Annotated in this window: 23 protein-coding genes; 17 read left to right on the top strand and 6 right to left on the bottom strand. The window is 60.5% G+C overall.

The features are described 5' to 3' along the window. Positions 1 to 52 precede the first annotated feature (52 nt). The 17 genes from ACX80K_RS17120 (at position 53) to ACX80K_RS17040 (ending at position 17,009) form a co-directional block, all read left to right on the top strand. Complete coding sequence (locus ACX80K_RS17120) at positions 53 to 529, top strand: capsid assembly scaffolding protein Gp46 family protein (RefSeq protein WP_459273109.1); 477 nt, start codon at positions 53 to 55, stop codon at positions 527 to 529. A 17-nt stretch (positions 530 to 546) separates the two neighbouring features. Beyond that, positions 547 to 1,446 carry a phage major capsid protein gene (locus ACX80K_RS17115; protein ID WP_459273108.1) on the top strand — a complete coding sequence of 300 codons (900 nt, stop codon included), beginning with the start codon at positions 547 to 549 and terminating at the stop codon, positions 1,444 to 1,446. 180 nt (positions 1,447 to 1,626) lie between these two features. After that, positions 1,627 to 2,067 (top strand): hypothetical protein, encoded by a 441-nt coding sequence (locus tag ACX80K_RS17110; protein ID WP_459273107.1) that lies wholly within the window; start codon positions 1,627 to 1,629, stop codon positions 2,065 to 2,067. 675 nt (positions 2,068 to 2,742) lie between these two features. Next, entirely contained in the window at positions 2,743 to 3,150 is a 408-nt protein-coding gene (locus ACX80K_RS17105) for a hypothetical protein (RefSeq protein WP_459273106.1), read from the top strand. Positions 3,151 to 3,194: 44 nt separating this feature from the next. Further along, on the top strand, positions 3,195 to 3,869 hold the full coding sequence (locus ACX80K_RS17100; RefSeq protein WP_459273105.1) for a hypothetical protein: 675 nt from the start codon (positions 3,195 to 3,197) through the stop codon (positions 3,867 to 3,869). Positions 3,870 to 4,145: 276 nt separating this feature from the next. After that, entirely contained in the window at positions 4,146 to 4,481 is a 336-nt protein-coding gene (locus ACX80K_RS17095; RefSeq protein ID WP_459273104.1) for a hypothetical protein, read from the top strand. A gap of 56 nt (positions 4,482 to 4,537) precedes the next feature. Continuing rightward, positions 4,538 to 4,921, top strand: coding sequence for a hypothetical protein (locus ACX80K_RS17090; RefSeq protein WP_459273103.1), 384 nt, complete (start codon positions 4,538 to 4,540; stop codon positions 4,919 to 4,921). Between the two features lie 68 nt (positions 4,922 to 4,989). Continuing rightward, positions 4,990 to 9,642 (top strand): matrixin family metalloprotease, encoded by a 4,653-nt coding sequence (locus ACX80K_RS17085; protein ID WP_459273102.1) that lies wholly within the window; start codon positions 4,990 to 4,992, stop codon positions 9,640 to 9,642. Between the two features lie 710 nt (positions 9,643 to 10,352). Beyond that, positions 10,353 to 10,559, top strand: a complete 207-nt coding sequence (locus ACX80K_RS17080; RefSeq protein ID WP_459273101.1) for a hypothetical protein — start codon at positions 10,353 to 10,355, stop codon at positions 10,557 to 10,559. Further along, positions 10,556 to 11,680: a Gp37-like protein gene (locus ACX80K_RS17075; RefSeq protein WP_459273100.1), complete on the top strand. Its 1,125-nt coding sequence runs from the start codon at positions 10,556 to 10,558 to the stop codon at positions 11,678 to 11,680. The genes ACX80K_RS17080 and ACX80K_RS17075 overlap by 4 nt, the downstream gene beginning before the upstream one ends. 5 nt (positions 11,681 to 11,685) lie before the next feature. Further along, positions 11,686 to 12,525, top strand: a complete 840-nt coding sequence (locus ACX80K_RS17070; protein WP_459273099.1) for a hypothetical protein — start codon at positions 11,686 to 11,688, stop codon at positions 12,523 to 12,525. Between the two features lie 580 nt (positions 12,526 to 13,105). Next, complete coding sequence (locus tag ACX80K_RS17065; protein ID WP_459273098.1) at positions 13,106 to 13,513, top strand: hypothetical protein; 408 nt, start codon at positions 13,106 to 13,108, stop codon at positions 13,511 to 13,513. A 26-nt stretch (positions 13,514 to 13,539) separates the two neighbouring features. Then, on the top strand, positions 13,540 to 14,088 hold the full coding sequence (locus ACX80K_RS17060; protein WP_459273097.1) for a M23 family metallopeptidase: 549 nt from the start codon (positions 13,540 to 13,542) through the stop codon (positions 14,086 to 14,088). 8 nt (positions 14,089 to 14,096) lie between these two features. Beyond that, on the top strand, positions 14,097 to 14,447 hold the full coding sequence (locus ACX80K_RS17055; RefSeq protein WP_459273096.1) for a hypothetical protein: 351 nt from the start codon (positions 14,097 to 14,099) through the stop codon (positions 14,445 to 14,447). After that, positions 14,448 to 14,708 carry a holin gene (locus ACX80K_RS17050; RefSeq protein WP_459273095.1) on the top strand — a complete coding sequence of 87 codons (261 nt, stop codon included), beginning with the start codon at positions 14,448 to 14,450 and terminating at the stop codon, positions 14,706 to 14,708. Positions 14,709 to 14,775: 67 nt separating this feature from the next. Continuing rightward, positions 14,776 to 16,275 (top strand): hypothetical protein, encoded by a 1,500-nt coding sequence (locus tag ACX80K_RS17045; RefSeq protein ID WP_459273094.1) that lies wholly within the window; start codon positions 14,776 to 14,778, stop codon positions 16,273 to 16,275. Between the two features lie 2 nt (positions 16,276 to 16,277). Further along, a complete protein-coding gene (locus tag ACX80K_RS17040; RefSeq protein ID WP_459273093.1) occupies positions 16,278 to 17,009 on the top strand; it encodes a hypothetical protein in 732 nt (243 codons plus the stop codon). 8 nt (positions 17,010 to 17,017) lie between these two features. Here the strand turns inward: ACX80K_RS17040 and ACX80K_RS17035 are convergent, their stop codons facing one another. The 6 genes from ACX80K_RS17035 to ACX80K_RS17010 form a co-directional block, all read right to left on the bottom strand. Next, a complete protein-coding gene (locus ACX80K_RS17035) occupies positions 17,018 to 17,797 on the bottom strand; it encodes an SGNH/GDSL hydrolase family protein (protein WP_459273092.1) in 780 nt (259 codons plus the stop codon). Between the two features lie 381 nt (positions 17,798 to 18,178). Beyond that, positions 18,179 to 19,276 carry a tyrosine-type recombinase/integrase gene (locus tag ACX80K_RS17030; RefSeq protein WP_459273091.1) on the bottom strand — a complete coding sequence of 366 codons (1,098 nt, stop codon included), beginning with the start codon at positions 19,274 to 19,276 and terminating at the stop codon, positions 18,179 to 18,181. Then, positions 19,276 to 19,419, bottom strand: coding sequence for a hypothetical protein (locus ACX80K_RS17025; RefSeq protein ID WP_459273090.1), 144 nt, complete (start codon positions 19,417 to 19,419; stop codon positions 19,276 to 19,278). Before ACX80K_RS17025 ends, ACX80K_RS17030 begins: the two co-directional genes overlap by 1 nt. Continuing rightward, positions 19,416 to 19,613: a hypothetical protein gene (locus tag ACX80K_RS17020; RefSeq protein WP_459273089.1), complete on the bottom strand. Its 198-nt coding sequence runs from the start codon at positions 19,611 to 19,613 to the stop codon at positions 19,416 to 19,418. The genes ACX80K_RS17025 and ACX80K_RS17020 overlap by 4 nt, the downstream gene beginning before the upstream one ends. Before the next feature lie 259 nt (positions 19,614 to 19,872). Continuing rightward, positions 19,873 to 20,070, bottom strand: a complete 198-nt coding sequence (locus ACX80K_RS17015; RefSeq protein WP_459273088.1) for a hypothetical protein — start codon at positions 20,068 to 20,070, stop codon at positions 19,873 to 19,875. Between the two features lie 2 nt (positions 20,071 to 20,072). After that, the gene (locus ACX80K_RS17010) at positions 20,073 to 20,246 is read right to left on the bottom strand and encodes a hypothetical protein (RefSeq protein WP_459273087.1); all 174 of its coding nucleotides are present in this window, start codon (positions 20,244 to 20,246) and stop codon (positions 20,073 to 20,075) included. Positions 20,247 to 20,436: the final 190 nt, after the last annotated feature.

Here is a 20,436-nt window from a genome sequence, read left to right as displayed (position 1 = left end):
TGAGAGTCTGCACAGATTTGATGGGCGTTCCCGCATGGGAGAGGAAATAGCAATGAGTGAAGTAGAAGCCGTTGAGGCCGTGACAACGACCGCCGATACCCACGATGTCCCTGCACAGGAGACTGATTGGAAGGCTGCCGCCCGCAAGTGGGAGGCGCGCGCGAAGGAAAACAGTAGCGCCGCCGCGAAGCTCGCATCCATTGAGGAGGCGAGTAAGACGGAAGCCCAGAAGCTTCAGGAGCAGTTGGCTGTGTTCCAGGAACGTGCCGCTTCGGCGGAACGGGACAGGGAGCGGCTGGCTGTTATCGCTAAGCATGGGATCCCTTCGGAGTTCCACGACCTCGTTCACGGTTCTGACCCGGAGGCGCTTGAGGCGTCCGCCGCGAAGGTGAAGTCACTCATTCAGACAACGAGCCAGCCTCAGCAGGCGGCTTCGTTTGTCATTCCTGATGAGGGTAATAGCCCGCATCTTGCTTTGAACGGAGACGGCCTCGAGGCCGCTCTAAAGAACGCTCTCAACATCAAATAGCTCTTTAGGAGACCAACATGGCGCAGACTAACGCCACCAATACCGGCGAGTTCGCCGGCTTCCTCCGGCCCGATGCCGCTGAGGATTACTTCAAGAAAGCCACTTACAACTCTTCGGTGATGCAGCTTGCCCGTAAGGTTCCCCTGGGCATCAACGGGCAGGAGATCACGTTCTCAACGGGCAAGGCTGCGGCTGCGTGGGTTGCGGAGGCCGGCCAGAAGCCTGCTACGAAGACCAGCCTTGGGCTGCGTTCGTTCAAGCCTCACAAGATTGCCGCTATCTCGGTCGTTTCCGCTGAGGTGGTGCGTGCGAACCCGGGCAACTACATGGAAATCCTCAAGGATGAGATCGCGGTTGCGTTCGCTGAGGCTTTCGACGCCGCCGTTCTTCACGGTACGAATACCCCGTTCGGCGCGTACATTGACCAGACGACCAAGTCGGTTGAGCTTGGCACTACCACCGCCGCTAACGGTGGGACTTACGGTGATGTTGTTGCTGGCCTGAAGCTCCTCGCGGACGACAAGAAGAAGCTTTCCGGTTTCGCATTCGATTCCGTGGTTGAGCCTACGTTCCTTGGATCGACGGACACCTCCGGGCGCCCCCTGTTCATCGACACTCCTCTCGCTGACACCACTTCGGTGATCACGCCGGGCCGTCTTATCGGTCGCCCTGCGTTCCTCGGTGATGGCATCAGCACCGAGGCGGGAATCGTTGGTTACGGTGGCGACTGGTCGCAGCTCGTGTGGGGTTCTGTCGGCGGTATCACGTATGACGTTTCCACCCAGACCGCTGTAACCATCGGTGGCACTCTTACTTCGCTGTGGGAGCACAACCTGGTCGCGATCCGTGCTGAGGCTGAGTACGGCGTCCTCATCAACGACGTTGACGCCTTCGTGAAGTACGCGAACGCCGTCTAATTTGGCGCGTTTGATTCATCCGACCGCGGGCACGGTGGTGACTGTTGAGGGAGACCTTGAGAGTCGCTACCGTGCCGTGGGCTGGGCTGAGGAATCAGTTGAGCAGGGCGAGGCGCCTTCGGATAAGCCTAAAACGCCCGCATCGCGGACGCGTAGACCACCACGCAACTAGGAGGCGTCATGGCTTGGACTTCCGCCGCAGATGTCATTAGCGCGTGGGTCGGTTCGGATGTTCCGGACGATCCGGCGAAGGTTGATGTTTGGATCGGCAAGGCTGAGCGGATGCTTCGGTCTAAGGTTCCGGGGCTTGCGGTGCGTGTCGCTGTTGAGCCCGTGGTGGAGCCTGATCTGCTTGGGAATGTGCAGGACGTTGTCACAGCGATGGTTCAGCGGGTTTTTCGGAACCCGGAGGGCGTAAGGCAGCGTCAGGAGGGGACGGGGCCATTCACGGGTTCTGTCACTTATGGCGGGGACCAGCCTGGGACTTTGTCGGTGACGGCGGACGAGTTGGCGCTGCTTGCGGCTCCTGGTAGTAGCCGGGGCGCGTTCAGCATTGACATGTTCCCTTCCACTTCGCCGTTCTCCCCCCACTATGTGCCGCAAAGTTTTGAGGGCACCTGATGGCCGGGATGGTGTACAGCCTCCCCGGTGATTATCATTCGCCGCCGGGCTGGTTGCTGCGACGTTTCCCGAAGTCCTGGTTCACGTCCGTGACGGTTCTTCGTGGCGGGGGCCGCGACATTAAGGGCAATCCGTTGCCCGTGGAGGAAATCCTCATTACGGGGTGTCTGATTGCTCCTCGCGCGACGTCTGAGCCTGTTGACAGGTCAGATTTGGTCGATAGCACTGCGGTCCTTTATCGAGGTCCGGGGTTTGCGTTTCGTGCCGCTGATCGTGTGCGGGTGCCGGAAGGTGCCCGCATGGCCGGTGACTGGGCCGTGGACGGGCGCCCTTCTGAGTGGCCCTACGGTTCCGAGGTTGGGCTGGTGAGGGCCTAATGGCGTTTCGTAAGTTCCCGGGTTCGAGTAACTACAAAACGGACGATCGTGGTCTTCGTGAGCTTGGCATTTCGCAGGGTATGAGTTCGGCGGTGATGGTGACGGCACGGCGTATGGCTGGGAACGCTAATGCGGTGGGCGATTCCTCGTATGAGGCGGTCCCTGTTGTTGTGCGTGCTGGTCGGGGTAATGATCTTCGCGCTGGTGCTTCTGTTCGGGAGTCTGAGCATCATTGGCGGGATTCGCGTGATGCGGTCCTGGTTCGTGTTGCTGACGCGATGAAGATGAGGGTGCGCAAATGATTGATGCCCTCGTTTTCCCGGATGTGCGCGAGTGCTTGAGCGATCTGATTGATGGGGCCGAGCATCTTGGGGAGTCTGTGCGGTTCGTCTGGTATCTACCTGCGGACAGTTATGGCTCCATTCAGGGCCCGTTCCCTATCGTCCAGGTCGTTCAGGGCGCCGGCACGGAAGGCTACGTCGATCGGGTCGACCGGGTCACGCTCGAGTGTTATGCGCCGGGCACTGATGCGGTGAACGTCCTCGAGTCTGTGAAGGCGTCCATCTGCGGGGATGGCATCGACACCCCGCATGGCTACTTGGATTCCATTTTCGTTGTCTCTACTCCTGTGGATGTCCCGTATCAGTCGGACACCCTGAATAAGGCCGTCGCTATTTTCGATGTGACTTCTAGGCCAATTTTTTAGCCCCGTTCCTGGGGAACAAACCATAAAGAAAGGTTGCCTTCGCTATGGCACCCACGTTTGACACTCTTCGCCAGGAATCGGATTCCCGGCAGCTTGTACGCAAAATTCAGAAGGCGGTTGCGGTCATCGCGCCGAAGTCTGTTGAGCTCCCCGATTCCCTGTATGGGGTTGGCGGAACCCTGATCGACCTGAAGGCTCTTGGCTTCCTTCCGGTGGGCCTGGTGTCCCCGGATGGGTATAACTTCGCCCGCGACATCGAGTCGGAGCAGGTTGATGCTCTGGGTTACGCGTCGCCGGTCCGTTCGGACACGACCCGCGTGCCCCGTCAGGTGACGTTCACTGCCCTGGAGAAGGGCCGTAAGCACATGACGGAACTGATCTACGGCACCGACCTGTCGGCGACCACGCAGGACGCCATCACTGGCGAGATCGTGTTCGACGAGCCCGACCTGCCCGTCGACGCCGAGTACCGGCTCCTCATCATCGGCGCCGATGGCCCTGCGGATGAGCAGTGGATCCTCGGTAAGGGTTATGGCGCGGTGAAGCTGTCCGCTGGTGGTGCTGAGTCGTGGGGCCAGGAAGGCGCCGCGTCGACGGAGATCACCCTGGATGTGTTCACGGATGACGAGATCGGCACCCCGGTCCGTCACTACATGGGCGGCACTGGTGCTGTGAAGCACAAGGACGTCCTCGGCTTCACGGCGCCTGTCACGCCGTAGCCCTTTGATCACGGTGCGCTCCACTCTCCGGGTGTGGTGGGGCGCACCGTTCCAAGTCATGCCCGGAATTTTTGAGGAGCGCTTATGCCCAGGTTTGTGAAAGACGGCCTTGTCGTTGAAACGTCTGTCCCTCGTGAGGCTGCTGAGCTTCGCGCCCGCGGTTTCGCTGAGCAGCGTGCCCGCACGAAAGAAGTAAAGCAGGCCGACGCGGCTAAGACCGTCGAAGCCCCCAAGTCCTAGCACCACCTAACCACCTCACACCCGGAGGCAACACCCATGGCCGTTGATAAGCCGACCGTTCACCTGTCCCTCGTCCAGCTTCGTAAGGAAGTTGTGGCGCCGGATGCTTTCCGTATTGCCCTTTCGAATTCGAAGACGATTACTTTCCCGGACCTGTATGCGATGGAGTCCACGGAAGCGGAAACAATTTTTGAGAACCTGAATAGTAATGCGACGAACTGGGCTGTCCTTGCCCAGTGGCTTGCTGCTGATGATGTTGCGGCGTTGAAGGCGGAGAAGCTTTCCCTCGCGCAGCTCGTTCATGTGGTGAAGGCTGCTGTCGGTTACTACGAGGGCATTTACGGTAAGCCGGGGGAAGGCGCCGCCTCGTAGAGCTGATCTCTCGGTATCGCCCGCAGATTCGCGCCGACTTGCACCATGAGTATGGCGTGGATTTGGCGGAGTGGTATGTGGCGGGCCGGTGGGTTGGGTTGCTCGAGTTGATCGACTGCCTGCCCACGGCTTGCCGGCTCAACGAGGCGCGTTTGAATGACCCGGTCGAGGCTTTGCGGATTGCGCAGATGCCGAGGTCGGTTGAGCAGTGGGCGCCGCTTGTGTCGGAGTACGACGTGAGCGTGAAGCTTATGGCCCGGATGGCGGACACGTTGGCTGTTATTAGTCAGCAGCTTGTGAAATCGAATGGTGGGAAGCCCACGGCGCCGAAGCCGATCCCGGTCCCTAGGACTGCGGTTGAGCAGGCCACGAAGTTCATTGAGCGGCAGGAAGCCGTGGAGTTGGCGTCGAGGTTCGGTTTTGATGCCGATGACCTCTGATTATCAGATACCCCAGGAAGGCCGCACCTAATCGGGTGGGGTCTTTCTTTTTGCCTTGAGGAGGCCCCATGCCTGTAGTCGGTCTCGCAGAGGTTTTAGTGAGCCCTATTTTCAGCAACTCCCAGCGAACGATTGCGAAGGAGTTCGGGCCAGCGGCTCAGAAGGCGGGGCGTGACGCCGGCAAGAGCCTCGGTAAGGGCATCAATGAGGGTGTCGCCTCGGAGACGGATGGGCTTGAGGCTGAGGTTCTGCGGCTAGGCAAGGCCGTTTCGAAGGCTTCGGATCAGGTTACGGCGTCAAAGACGCGGATGAGCGCGGCGTCTGAAGCTGAGAATAAGGCACTTGCCTCGCTGCGGATTGCGGAGTTGAAGCTGTCGGAGGTACGGGAGAACTCTCGGGCTAAGGCGTCGCAGGTCGCGGCGGCTGAGGAGCGAGTGAGTGCTGCGCGGTCTCGTGCTGCTACTACGGCTACTGCCCGTGAGACTGCTGAGCGGAACCTTTCCCGGGCGACCCGCGACCATACGCGGGCGCAGGAGGACTCCTCGCGTGCGTCGGCTGATCTTGAATCGAACATGCGCAGGGTTTCCGCGGAGGCCGTGAATAGTGAGCGCAGTGTTGGGCGCCTGTCTAACCTGTTGAATCGTTCGTTTCGGGGTCGCCCTCTGGCTGAGGTTGCGGCTTCTATCCGGGATGATACGCAGCGTATTAGTGGCGATCTGTCGAAGATGGCGCAGAACTCTTCGCAGCAGGGCAACCGTATGGGGCGGGCCGTTACCAGGGGTTTCCTGCTGGTGTCTGCTGGCCTGACGACGATTACGCCTGCTGCCGGCGCTGCTGGTGCTGCACTTCTTGCGGCGTCGGGCAGTGTCCTGACGTTGGGGTCTTCGCTGAAGCAGTTGGGTGGTGTGGCGGCTCTTGCCCCTGCTGGCCTGATTGCTATTGCTGCTGGTGCGGGCGTGTTGCGGACGGCGTTTGATGGTGTCGGCGATGCGTTGAAGACGGCCACGGAGGAGTCCGGTAAGGCTGCGGGCAATGCGGCTCTTGATGCTATGGCTTTGGCTGATGCTGCGCGTGGTGTTGCCCGGGCTGAGCAGGATGCGTCTGAGCAGCGGGTTGAGGCTGCGCGTGGTGTGGCTGATGCTGAGAAGCGTGCTGGCGAGGTGCAGGCCGATTCTGCCCGCCGTGTCCAGGATGCTAGGCGTGAGCTGGGGCAGGTTGTTGAGCGTGTTGCTGAGCAGCAGGCCGATGCTGCTCGTCGGGTCGCGGATGCTGAGCGTGATGTTGAGCGAACGAACCGGCGTGTTACTGAGTCTCAGGTCGCACTTAATGATGCTCGCGCTGAGGCTGTTGAGCGGGTCCGTGATCTGTCTCGGTCGCTTGAGGGTGCCGGGCTCAATGAGCGTGAAGCGACGATCCGTTACAGGGAAGCTATTGCCGCGTTCAAGGCTGGTTTCGCGGATGAGGATTCGACCGCGGAAGACATGGAACGTCTTCGGCTTGACCTTGATCAGGCGTCTTTCTCGTTGCGTAATGCGCAGGAGGAAACGGCTGAGCTGAAGAAGGAGCAGGCTCAGGCTGCGAAGGATGGCGTCAAGGGCAATAAGCAGGTTCTGTCTGCTGAGCAGGATCTTTCTGATGCCCGTGAGGCTGCTACGGATGCTGTTCGCTCCCGTGAGGAAGCTGTCCAGGATGCTGTGAAGGTTGAGCGTCAGGGTGCCGCGCAGATCGTTGAGGCGCAGGCCAGTATTGCTGAGGCGTCTGCTGATGCTGCGGAGGCTCAGGCTGAGGCTGCTCTTGCGGTGTCGGATGCTGTTGCTGATGCTGCCCGGGTTCAGGCTGATTCGGCTGAGTCGGTTGCTGATGCTCACCGTTCGTTGGAGCGGGTGCAGTTGCAGCAGGCGGATGCGGCGGCTGAGGCTTCTGAGAAGTCTGTTACGGCGATGGGGAAGCTTACTCCTGCGGCTCAGGCTGCTGTTACTGCCCTGTTGGGTGTGTATGAGCAGTTGGGGAACATCCGGCGTATCGCGCAGGAGAACTTCTTTACGGGGTTCACGGGCCCACTGTTGGCTTTGGCTGGGACGGTGCTGCCTCAGCTTGCTACGGGTGTTGGGGCGATCGCTTCGGCGTTCGGGGCCGGTGCGCAGCAGGCCATGGGTTCCCTCTCTAGCGGGCTGGGTGGGGGCGTTCTCGAGGGCTTGCTGAATGGTGTCGCTGCGTCGATCACGATCCTCAATGGGGCTCTTGACCCGCTTATTCAGTCGTTCATCACGCTTGGTGTGGTGGGTATGGATTACATGCCGGTGTTCGCCGGGGCGATCCGTGATGCTGCTCTCGAGTTCAACACGTTCATTCAGGGCGCCGCTGCTGATGGTTCGCTGCGTGGCTGGATCGATGCCGGCATCCAGGGGTTTCAGGATCTCGGTTCCATTCTCGGCTCGACGATAGACATTTTTGGGGCGCTCTCGGCTGCTGCTGTTACGGGCGGGATCAATACAACGCTTGGGAGTGTCGCGGACGCGCTAGACCGCATCCAGTCGGTCATGGAGGGCCCCGTATTTCAGCAGACGATGTCCACGATTTTCGCGGGTGCTGCTGCTGGTGCTGAGGGTTTGCGCGCAGCACTTGGGCCGATTGGTGAGGCGTTCCGCACTGGTGCTCCAGCCCTAGCCGAGTTCCTCCGCTTGGGTGGGGAAATCGCCGGGATGTTCATCGGCGGGATCTTCTCCGCGTTCTCGGATCCGACGTTCGGGGCCGGGCTGACGACGTTCATGGAGGCGTTGAAGCGTGGGGTGGGGGAGATTGCTCCTCTGCTGCCTGGTCTGATGTCGGCGCTTGGCGAAGTGCTGGTCGCGATTGCTCCGATCGTGGAAGCTCTCGGCCCCACCATTGTTGAGGTCATCACGATATTTGCTGGGGCTCTTGCGTCGGTCATCGAAGTCCTGTCGCCCCTGCTGGTGGCGATGGCTGATAGCCCCCTGATCGTCGGCCTGTTTATCGCGGCTGTGTCTGCTTCCGCTGTAATCAGCGCACTAGCGATGTTTGCCGTAAATCTGGGCAAAATTTCCGGTGGGTTCAAGCTGCTTAGCCGTGCTATCCCGCTCCTGTTCAACCCGATTGGGTTGGCAATTGCTGCTGTTGCCGCACTGATGGCGATTGTGGGGACTTTGTCTTACAAGTTCTTCACGGAGACGGAGGCCGGCAAGAGGTTCATCCGGAGCTTCGGTGATGTCCTGTTGCAGGTTTTCGCTGGCGTGAAGTTCTGGTTCTCGGATATCTTCCTGCCTGGCGTCCTCGGGGTGCTCACTCGTTTCAGGGAGGGCTTCCGGTCATCGAAGGAATTCGTGGTCGCACGGATGGAAGAGATTCGGTCGGGTATCAGCTCGAAGGTCAACGCGGTCAAGGGCTTCTTCACGAGCCTTGGCGACGCTCTGGGTAAGGTTCCTGGGGCGTTCAAGAGCATGGTTGACGGCGCCCTCGACGAGTTCGACAAACTGAAGGAATCCGCGAAGAAGCCCATCCGCTTCGTTGTGGACACGGTCATCGGCGGCATGGTCGACACGTTCAACGGCATCCCGGGCGTGAATATCACCAAACCGAAGCTCCCTAAGGGCTTCTATAACGGTGGGTATACGGGTGACATTGATCCGCACCGTGCTGCTGGCATTGTTCACGGCAAGGAGTTCGTGTTCACTGCCGCGCAGACTGCTGCGATCGGCAAGGAAAACCTTGCCAGCATGGCCCACTCTGCCGTTCGCGGTAAGGCTGGGGCTGCTGCCAGCGTCGGTGAAGGCAACATGGGCGGCTTCTTCGAAGGTAACGCCGCTTCTATTCGCGAGCATGGCGCCTATTACATGAGCGTCGCGTCGGGCATGGATGGCTGGAACTTTGGTGGTGCTGCCCGTCTTTGGGATGGCGCCGCTGGCGTGAAGGTGAAGACCGGCATGGGCAAGAAGCAGGGCCATGTGTTCCCGCGTGAGCGTGGGGGCGGGATCCTCGGTTACACGACGGGCACTGACATTGATATGTCGCCTTCGTGGATGGGTCAGCTCGGCCCGAAGCAGAGGCTTACGGTCGCGGCTCACGAGGTTGGGCACGCGTTGGGGCTTCCTCACAACAGTCTGCGGTCGATCATGCAACCGAACCTCGGCAACATGGCCGCGACGCCCACTGCGGTGGATGTCCGGAACCTGCAACGCCTCTACCCAGGCGGTAGCGGGAAGGCGGGCGAGGGCTCGGTCGAGAACCCGTTCAACGGTCTGGTCGACAAACTAATGGGCGCGTTCAAAGCGAAGTTCCCCGGCGGCGGCATGTTCGTTGACGCCGCGGGCGGGCTTGCGAAGTCCGGTATCGGGCAGGTCGTCAAGTGGATCGACGACATCAAGAACGGCATCAAGAACATTGCGGGCAACGTCGTGGACAGCATCAAGGGCTTCTTCGGAGGCGGCGCTGCGACGGTCACGCCAAACCTGTACGACCAGGGCGGTGTCCTGCCTATGGGCATGTCTCAGGTGTTGAACCAGACGGGTCAGCCCGAGGCGATTCTCAACCCGCAGCAGTGGCGCGACATTAGCGTCCTTGCTGCTCGAGGTTCTTCGTCCGCTGGCGACGTCAAAATCTACGGGAATGTGGGTTGGATGCCTGACCAGGTTGCACGGGAGATCGAAGTTGTTCGGCGACGGAATCAGACTATGTCAGGCATGGATGGGGTGGTGTTCGTATGAGTCTTGTTTATGCGACACCACCCACTCCGGCCCCTGTTGCGGCGTCGATGTGGAACAAGGTGAATCACAGGTGGGTCGGTTGGGATGGGTCGTCGTTTGACCTGTCCAACCGGCGTTCCCCCGTGTTTTTGACGCAGGGTGGTGTGGAGGGTTTGAACATGCCTCCGCACCAGTCGTGGACGGGCTCGAGCCCTGCTGTGCATGGGCAGTATTACCGGGGGCATGTGGTTGAGCCGCGCCCGGTGTTCTGGCCCTTGTATGTGTATTCGGATTCTTCGTCGCTTGATTTCATTGAGGTTGATCGGAGGCTGTGGCGTTCGTTGCAGCCGGGGAAGCATGGTACGTGGTCGGTTACGACTCCTGGCGGTGGGACTAGGTCTCTGTCTTGCCGTTTCGTTGACGATGGTCAGCATTCGTTTAAGCATGATTCGGTTCAGAGGGGTTGGGCTTCGTATGGCGTGAGTTTGATTGCCGACGTTCCTTTCTGGGTGGGTGCGCCGGTTCGACGAGTGTGGGCCCAGTCTGCGGCGTTGGATTTTTTTGGGAGTGGGACTGCTCCTTCGTTCAATATCGCGTCTGGGTCGCAGTTGAGTACGGCTCGGATCACGAATGAGGGCGACCTTGAGGCGTGGCCTGTGTGGACGGTGAAGGGTCCGTGTACGTCGGTGACGGTGGGTGTTGATGGGCGGACGGTGCAGTGGAATGTTGCCTTGTCTGTTGATGACGTGTTGGTGATTGATACGGATCCGACGGTGCAGTCTGCTTGGCGGAATGGTGTGGATGTGACGGCCCAGTTGGGGTCTGCTGATTTCGCGCCGATTCCTGCCGGCGAGGACCGGCAGTTGTCTTTGACGATGGCTGGTACTGGTTCGGTTGAGGCTGCGATCACGCCTAGGTTCTACAGGGCCTTTGGATGAGCGAGCGTCTACGGATCACCGTTTTTGACAAGTCGTTTGGTCGTCGTGGCTGGCTCGGTAACCCCGAGTCAGTCACGGTGACGACCGGCTTCAACGTGGTCGGCAGCGCGGAGGTTACTTTCGCTGCCGACCACCCTCGCGCTGCGGACATTCTTGCTGAGGGTGCCCGCCTGGTCATCGACCTCGAGGGCCTGTCTTACCCGTTGATCAGTGGGCCCGTTCGTTCGGTGACAGGTTCTGGTCCTAACGCCCAGTCGATGCTCACAGTGACCGTGGAGGACGATCTGCGGCTGTTGTGGCGTGTCCTTGGCTGGCAGGTCCCTACTGCTGCGATAGGCGCCCAGAACACCGCTGAGTACCGCACGTATACGGGTAACGCTGAGTCAATCGTGAAGGACATGGTGACGGAGCAGGCTAAGACACGTCTTGGTCTGCCTGTGACTGTTGCGCCGAACCTGAATCGTGGGGCTGTGATCCCGGGTGGCGTGAAGATCCGCATGCACCCGTTGGCGGACCGGCTGTTTCCTGCGGTGGAGCAGGCTGGGCTTGGGGTGCGCTGTTACCAGTCCGGTGCCGGTTTGGTGCTGGATGTGTATGAGCCGGCGACGTACCCGCGGAAGATCAGCGAGCAGGCCGGGACGCTCCGTTCGTGGGAGTTCTCGTCTGCTGCCCCTACTGCTACCCGTGTTGTGGGTGGCGGTTCGGGTGAGGCTACTGCGCGGACGTTCCGGTCTGCCGCCAACCCATCGCTCGAGGCCTTGTATGGGGATGTGGTTGAGGTGTTCGCTGATGCCCGCAATGGGGACACGGTGGATGAACTGAATCAGTCGAACTCGGAAGTGTTGTTCGACTCCCAACCCACGAGCGGCCTGTCGGTTGAACTGTCTGAGACCCCGCACTTCAGGTACGGGGTCGCGGTTGCGGTTGGTGACCGGGTGACGATCCAGGCGGGCGGGACAACGATCACGGATGTTCTGCGTTCGGTGACGATCAGTTGGAACCGTGCTGAGGGTCTGTCTATTCAGCCGTCTATCGGCAAGGTCGAGAACTCGTCTGACGCGAAAATCGCTAAAGCAATTAAAGCCCTCTGGAAGGGCCTCACAATTCAGAAAACGAGGTAGCCCCTATGGCTTTTATTGACGCTGGTTATGACGGAACCGTCGATGAAGTTCAGTTCGCGAAACTGCTGAACCGTTACGCGGTTGTTGGGCCTGATGATTTCAAGGCGTCGGCTGTTGCTGGTGCTGACCGGACCCTGTCGATTGCGAATGGTACGGCGTTGGGCCCGGGGTCGCTGAATGTTGGGTCTGCGTTTGCGCCGATTCAGTTTGATGCGGTGGCGTCGGGTACGTCGCGGTGGGATCTTGTGGTGTTGCGCCGTAATTGGCAGCCCGCGAGTGGCACGACGACCCTGGAGATTATCAAGGGTGGGGCGACTGCCGTTCTTCCTACACGTAATACGAACCCGGGGGTGCTGGACGATCAGCCGCTCTACCTTCAGCAGGTGAACGCGGGCTCGACGTCACTCGGGCAGCGCATTGACCTGCGCGTGTGGGTCGGTTCGGGTGGGGCTGAGGCAGCCGACAAACTCGCTCTCACGTATCTTGCCCAGCCTGGCGCTGCGGTGAAGATCGGTTGGGGCCTGCACCGTTACGAGTTGCAAGGCAACGGGGTCTGGGGTTGGCAGGAATACTCGCTGCAAGCACAGCCGCTCCTCGCGAAGGTCGTACCCGTGAACGGGACATCGAACGGCAACGCCGAGGTCGACACGTTCTTCCCCGCCTTCCCCAACGCTGTCCTGTCTGTGCTGTTCACGGATCAGACGTTCGGTGGGGGCGCTTCGAAGGATTATCGCAAGGTTGAGCTGGTGAACGGGCGGGTGAGGTGGCGTCTGTATCGGGGCGATACGGGGGCCCGTGACACTAATGCTGGGTTCACGGTTGACATCACTGTTCTGGGTTACTAGCTGATACGTGACCCCAGGCTGCGCTAACAGTCTGGGGTCACTGGCCCGGTCGGACAAGACGAGTTTGGGGAAACATCATGCCCGACAGGGTTGCAAAGATTGTATATGGGGTGGGGGCGGTTGTGCGCAGGGTGAAGCCGCTTGCTCGTAGGGCTGTGAATGGTAGGCGTGGCGCGTTTCAGGCGTTGTTCGCGGTCTCGTATTTGGCTTTGGGTCTCAGCTACGTGCTGTTGCCTTCGTCGCCGGGTAGGTCTCAGGCGTTGTCGTGGCTGCCTGATGTGTTGTCGCTGAACCTGTTGGGGTTTATTTGGTTGGCTGCTGGGTTGTTTGGGGTGTGGGGTGCTCGTCGTCCTAGGCCGGCGGATGAGTGGTCGTTTATTGCGTTGACGTTGGCGCCGACTGTGTGGGGGTTCCTGTACTTGGGGGCTGTCGTGTTCGGTACGAACGTTCAGGGTTGGGTTACGACGGTCCTGTACTGGTGTATCGCAGGCGCTGTCATGGTCGTGTCGGGTATGACGGGCGATAACGATAGGGACGAACGGGAGACGCGGGTGGTGCGCCCGTGACGACCCTACAAATCGTGTTCATGTTCCTCGGCGGTGTGGTGACTGCGGGCGGCGTTGTTGGTGCCGCCCTGTTTGCGTCCCGGTCGTCGGTGAAGGTGAAAGAAATTGATGTCGCGGCGACTGCTGCATCCAGGTTGGAAGCTATCAACGTGGCCGCTTTTGCCCGTATGCAAGGCGAAATTGACGCGGTGAAAGCCAGCCATAAAGAGCAGGGCAAAGAGATCGCTTCCCTGCGCACGAGTGTTGACAAGGTCAACCGTGTTTTTCAGATCGCCATGAACTTCATTGAGCAGTTCCTTTTGTGGGAGCGGGATGGGTCTCGTCCTCCTCGCCCGAACATCCCGGCTGAGTTGAAGGAATTCCTTGACCCGGCGCTTATCCGCGAGCATCGCAGGCAACAAGAAGAGGACGTAATCAGATGACACTCTTTGGGCGATACCCCGTGGATATGTCCAACGGGCCCTACATCAGCCAGGACTTCGGCAACGTCAACACCTGGGAAGCTCAGCCGCACGCGGGCATTGACATCGCCGGGCCAATGGGAACTCCGATGTTCGCCCCGTGCGACATGTTCATTGTGTGGGCGGGCGGGCAGCCGTTTGGCTACGGCAATACCTGGGAAATGATTCCTGGGTCACCCGCGTCGGGCAACTGCATTATCGGTCAGCCACCCGCGCCGCATACCGCGGCGCAAACCTCCTTCAGTCACATGGAATCCATCGCGGTAAGCGTGGGCCAGTGGGTAACCGAGGGGACCTATCTCGGGACGATGGGCAGCACCGGCAACAGTTCGGGCCCTCACGTCCATTGGGAACTGTTCATCGACTACGCCGAGGGAATCTACCCTGCTGGCACGTTCTATGGGCGGGTCGATCCGCTCGACTACTTCACTACAGCCACCGTTGTTCCGATTGGGACTGGCGGCAAGGGCGACAGTTCCCTTGGGGCTCCTGTTGCCGTTGAACTCATCCCCGGCGTGTCCGGGCTTTACGTTTAGGAGCCACCATGAGTAACCAGACCAAATTTGATCAGATTCATTCTCATATCAGTGGGGATCAGCAGATCACATGGATGAACCTGCTGGCCGAGAAGGTCGCGAAGGAATACCTCGACACCCCGATCAAGCGTCACCTTGACGGCAAGGTGACCACCCCGCGTATTGAGCAGGCGTGGATCGCGTCGAATAACTCTGCGATCCGGGGCGACATTGCTGCCCTTCGTGAGCTGGTGGCGCAGCTCGCGGGTTCGCAGGGCGCGGTCATTGATTACGACAAGGTTGGTCAGGCTTCGGCTAAGGCCATTGCTGAGTACGTGACCATTGTTGCTACGACCACCGCAACCCTGAAGGAGCAGTAGATGTTCACTCTCACCTTTTGGAAAGCCACTCTCGAGCGTGTCCTTGTGACTGCTGCTGAGGCTCTGCTTGCGCTGCTGACCGCTGATGGGTTCGGCATCCTCGAACTGGGTGCTGGCGCGACTTGGTCGGTCGTTGGCCTTGCCGCTCTTGCCGCCCTCCTGAAGTGCGTGATTACTGGTGCGTCGACGAATGGCAGCCCTTCGGTGGTGAACGCTGAGGTTCTGTCGATCCCGGCTGGCACTGGCACTCACCGCGCCTGACCGCACTAGCACGACCTGTCATCGGCCCCGCTCAGGGGCCTGTTCTGTTTAACGAGAAAGGCCCCTGATGGCTCTTTATCCGTACACTCTTTCCCTCGCGGTCGACCCCGTGACCATGCAGAAGCTGTCTGGTGCGACGGGGCAGATTTACCTGCCGACTGATACGTCGTTCACAGCACCGCTGACCGCGACTGACCCGTCCGGCAACCCGGTCACGCTGACCGCTAACGCTGACGGTATCCTGCCGATCTTCTACGCGACGTCCCCGAAGGTGAATTGGCGATCCGGGTCGTGGGTGTTCCCACTCGTCACTACCGAACCGCTGCCCGGGCCCATGGGGCCTGCTGGACCAAACACGATCCCAACCAATGAGGCCGTAGACGAGGGCATTGCCCGCGCTGACCTCTCCGGAAGAATCTCGACTGTCATCGCCGGGGAGCCCGTAGTCATCCAAGCTGCGGCCACCGCAGTAGGTGGTGCCCTCGACTCCGCTGGAGTGGTGCGGTCAGAGTGGATCGAGGAAGACTCCGTCGACTTCGCGCCCGAAGACGACCCTGAGAACCCAATCCTCAGCTTCGCAATGATGGATCCCTCAACGGGCTGGAACTGGGCACTCGCCTACCAGGACCGAGAGGTAGCCTTCGGACAGCGGTCAGATGGAACTTTCTACCCCCCCTTTGGTGGGACCACGGTCGCGCCAACCGTCCTAGCCCCGTTCTTCATTGGAGGGGATTCAGTTGCGGAGATGTGGGCCGCCAACACCACCGACCTCAGCACCCTGACCGGGCGGGTCGTGAATGTGGAGGGCATTGGGGGGCAGCAGTCCCCCGCGATCTCGGCTAGGCAGGGCGGCGTCCCAGCCCGTGTCACCGTAACGAACAACCTCATCCCCGTGTCGGGGTCAGTGGCCGTGACTTCCATTACGGAACCGGACGGCACCACCCTTAGCCCTCTCATACTGACGGCGAACGGGACCCGGACGCGCACCGTAGTAGTGAACGGGGCACGGTGCACGCTCTCGGGGACCACGGCGTCCGGAGTGGCAACCTACACTCTTGCGCAAGTAGGCGGAACTTACGCTGTGCCCTGCCCGCCGTCCACTCCTGCGGTTCCCCTCGCCCAGGGTGCGGGTACCATCACAATCCTGCTCGGGCCAAGGAATGATCTGGGCCCGAACGTTTCGGACGCGTGGCGGGAACCTCTCGTCGACATCGTCGCCAGGTACAAGGCAATGATTGATCGGGCGAAACTCGATGGCGGGAAGCTTATCCTGCTACCCGTGGTCCCACGAACGGACGCAACAGCCGAGGGCAAAGCGAACCTCGTCACCCTCAACAACGCACTCCGCGACCTCGCCCCACAGGACTTCGCCGACTGGGTGGCATGGCTCAAATCAGACGCAGCATTCACGGCGGCTGGAATCGCGAAGACCGCGGACGACACGACGGACATCAACAACGGGGACACGCCCCGCTCATTCCGCACGGACCTCCTGCACCTCAACGCGGCAGGCTACAGGGCCGCCAACCGTTTCATCACGCTGGTAACAGCATCGAGAGGACTCTAAACATGCCCGGTCTACGCATTCTTATTCCCGCCACCGGTCCCGGAACCGGGCCTAGCATCCCACTTCCCCTGCACAGCTACGGGCGGACCGACGCGAAACACCGCTACGTCGCAAGCCGCATCAGCGACCCTGTGGGGACGGTCGTCAACCTGTGGAAAGACGAGATCGGCACCGCGAACTACGTCACCCCGGCGGGCAGCACCCAGACCCTGAAGGTGAGGTCGGAGGCTGGCGGGTTCAAGTCCGTCGCGCAGTCCAACGTGGCACTTACGACAGGGCAGGTGCAGTCGCTGACGCGCCCCGCCGACTCCGCAGTGCAAACCGTCATTCAGGTCTTCCTCATGGGCACCAACACTGCCAGCCGCAACCTCTTCCTTAGTGGCAGGCAGTGGCGGACGTTCATTGGATCCACGAACGGGCCGGGCCTTGCCACCATCGCCGGGTCGGGTGGTACTGGGATTGTGTCCCGTCCCAATGGGGAGATCGGCGCCGGCATCGAAATCATGGGCGCAACTATGTCCACTTCCGGGGCGGGAAAGCTCGCGATGCTGAACGACGCGGGCGTATCGGGAACTTTCACGCTGGGCGCGGCGTCGGGCACTGACCGCGTGTTCGCCACCGAGACTACAGCGTTGGACGCGCGAATCCTGGAACACCTTGAGTTCGATGCGGACCTGTCCATGGCTGATATGCAGACCGTCATGACATCGCTGGCGTCTCATTACGGCCTGTAAGAAGCGCCCTACCGGTCGGCCTTATAGTCCTTGACTCCTGCGTCCCTCAGGACGGTTGCAAGCTTCTCGCCTAGTAGTTTGTGACCGTCCTGTGTGGGGTGGACGCCGTCTTCGCCGAGCATGCCGACGAGCGTGTCCCTGTCCATGAGGTCGTCCATTCGGATGAACGGGATTTCCATGGTTTGCGCGGTGTCAGATAGTGCGGTCTCGACGCGTCCAACCCCGGCTGATGGTTCTGGGGATACGTTCGCGGGGCCGACCAAGAATAGGGCCGCGTTGGGATAAGCGTCCCGGACGCTCGTGAGGACACTGGTCGCCGCCTCGCTGACCTCTGCTGGTTCGTACCTTTGATCAAGTAGCCCGCCTTGGACGATGACGAGTTCAGGAGCGCGCCCTATTTCGAGTTCACCCGCTTCGATTTGTTCCTGAAAGTTCGGCGTTGCAGGCTCCACGGTGCGCTGCGCTAAGAATCCCGTACCGCCGTGGCCCTTCACTGTGACGTCGTAACCGAGGAATTGACCGGCAAGGGAAGTGAAGGTGCCTTGCGGCCCAACGGGGGCTGAACCGTTCGTCCAAGAATCGCCGAACACGACTGCTACTGGGTCGGGTTCTACCGTGGGCGGCGTGTACTCGGCTGCTTGTGCGGCGTTCTTTTGTACGAGTTCCTGCTGTTGCAGGTAGAGCCCGCCGAACGTGAGGATAGCGGCGAGGGTGAAGCAGGAGGCCGCGATGATCTTCGCTCGCCGGCTGATTGATGGCCGGCGTTTTCTGCGACGTGTTGATGGCACTACTTCCCCCACTGTTTGAGACCTGCACTGATATTAGCGCCCCCACCCTCTTCGGAGGATGGGGGCGCTTTTCTGTCGTATCTGGTGGTTACGCTCGATGGATGGAACGTAAGCCGCGTCCGGGTTGGCATGGGATCCCGCCGTCGAGGGACAGGTTCGTGCCGCCAACCAGCCTGCCAGCACCCGCTGAGGGCGTCACCGTGACGACCGCGAACGCGCCGGCTATCTGGGTTGACCTGACCTACCCGGACGGCAGGGTGCAGACAGTCAAAGGGTTCGCGATGGCCTGGACGAAGACTCTTGTACGGGCTCAGTGGGTTGAGTACAGCATGGCGCGGGAGGCTTGGGTCGACGCATCCGTGGTGAAGCGCCGCGAACTAGTCAAGCCTCGAGAGCCTTGAAGGCGCGGGCGGCTACCTCTGCCCCTTGGAAGTGGGCGTCCGGCAGCAGGTCGGAGTAGATGTCTGACGTGATTGAGATGCTGTTGTGTCCTAGGCGACGGCTCAACTGGAACAAGTCCATGCCCGCGGACAACATGGCACTGGAATGGCTGTGTCTCAAAGCGTGAATTGTGGGCTTTGTCTTGAGCGTGTATCCGGCTTTGAGGCATGCGGGACCCCAAACTTTGTGCGCGAGTGACGAGGTGATGACGTCGCCTTTGGTGTTGGTGAACAGCAGCTTCTCGTTGCCCAGTAGTGGCCGGATGATGTCGAGGGTTGATGGTGCCAGGGATACTGTGCGCCGCCCCCTACGCGTCTTAGGAGGCCCGATAACATACCTTCCGGTGCCGTCTTCCTTCCACGCCTTCGTAACCCTTACGAGGGGCACAGGGCCGTCCACCTCAATATCCTTCGGGGTCAACGCTGTAGCCTCCCCAAACCTGAGCCCCGTGCCAATAAGGAACGTGAAGAACGGCAGGTAGTGGGGTGTGAGGTGTTGGCTGATGTTCTGCCATTCGTCTTGTGTGATGAACTGCGCCCTTTCCCCTGTCCCCTGATCCTTGGGCAAACGGATGCCGCGGGTGACGTTGTGCGGGATCACCTGATGATTCACAGCCGTGTTCAACGCAGCGGCAAGGAACCCGTGGTTGTTGCTGATTGTCTTTGGCGCCAACCCCTTCACGAGCATGTCCTGGATCCACTCCTTCACATCGGCTTGAGTCAGCTTCTGTGTGCGGATCTGCCCTAGCTCGGTGAAGTGCCAGCCGATGCACCGTTCATACCTTGAGATGGTTCCTGGTCCGACGCCGACCAACTGTTTGATGTGCGTCCGCATCGACTCCTCCAACGTGGGCCCCTCATCTTGGGCTTCCCTGAGGATCCGTCGCGCAGTATCGGGCCCCGACTTCTCATACAAGGCGGCGAACGCTTCGACCTTCGACTTGTCGCGGTCGGAGTACGTGTTCCGCTCCCCATTCACGTAGTACACGACCCGGTACGACGTGCCCGTCTTGCCTTCGCGGGTTTCAATGCGTGGCATCAGGAATCGGCCTCGTCATAGTCTGGCCTTTCCTCAGCCCGAGCGCGCAACCATTCGGCTTCAGCGATTGCTTCTGGGAACTCGTTCAGCAATTCAATAGCAGCAGTGCGCAGAACAGACTTGCGCAGTTGACGGACATTCATGCCGTACCACCCTCACTTTTCATCGCAGTCAGGACTTTCCGGGCAATCTCCGTGCAGTTGATCAAGCCCTCGACGCCCGTGTGCAGCCCACCCCGCTCCTCATCCCAGTACGCCTGGTCAGAGTTGACCCAGCTGACGTCGGAGCCATCTTCTATCGCCACCTTGATCACCGCCGCAAGCTCGTCCTCGTTCATGCTGGCCCACCCTCCCAGCTGAACCCGTGGCATCGGGCCTCGGATTGTTCGTGAACGTCTAGGCGGTGTTCTGCTGCGTCGTCCGGCCCACCGAGATCGAGCCCGCAACAGTGCTGCGGTAGTTTCGCGTACCAAGCTTCTAGCGAGGGGGTGTGGAACTCACCAGACTCACTCTGACTCACCGTTGCGCTCATTTCCTAAACCTTTCATTAGCGAAACCTTTAGGGGCGACCCGCCCGGCCCCCCCCCCCCCCCCGACTCACAAGATTTCCCCTAGCGCCTCTTGCCATTGCTGGATGAGCCACGCGTCGGCTTCCTTGTGGTCGGTGGTGTGATACCCGCGCTCCATGCTGGGCTGGCGCAGCATGCGGTGGTGGTTGTAGAGGCGGCTGCGCTCGGCGGGGTCCTCGAGGTTGAGGACCCACGCCGCGGCCTGCCTCGCGAGTGGCGAAGCCACCCCTACGCCTTCGCGCCGTAGTTGAGGCCGGTCGCCGCTACCACGCGGTACATGCGACCAAGCTTGCCGATGGCCTCCAGTGCCGTCGTGCGGTCCATGTCCTTCCAGAACACCTTGTTGAAGGAGTCGAGGATGTCGAAGCTCTCAACTTCGGTGGAGAGGGAAAGAACCTGCATGGCTGCCTCCTGGGCGGCTCGGTATCGGCTTGTTCCGATACACTCACTCTACCCCCGGTAGTGCAGCTTGTCTACGGGTTTTGTGCACCAGTTTCAACCATTTGGGAAGGTCCGGCCGGCGCTTGGGAAGGTTAACGAAAAGAGCCCCGCGTTTGCGGGGCTCTATCGGCGGAGACGGGGAGATTTGAAC

Source organism: Arthrobacter sorbitolis (assembly GCF_054510995.1).
This window is presented reverse-complemented; position numbering and strand designations above follow the sequence as displayed.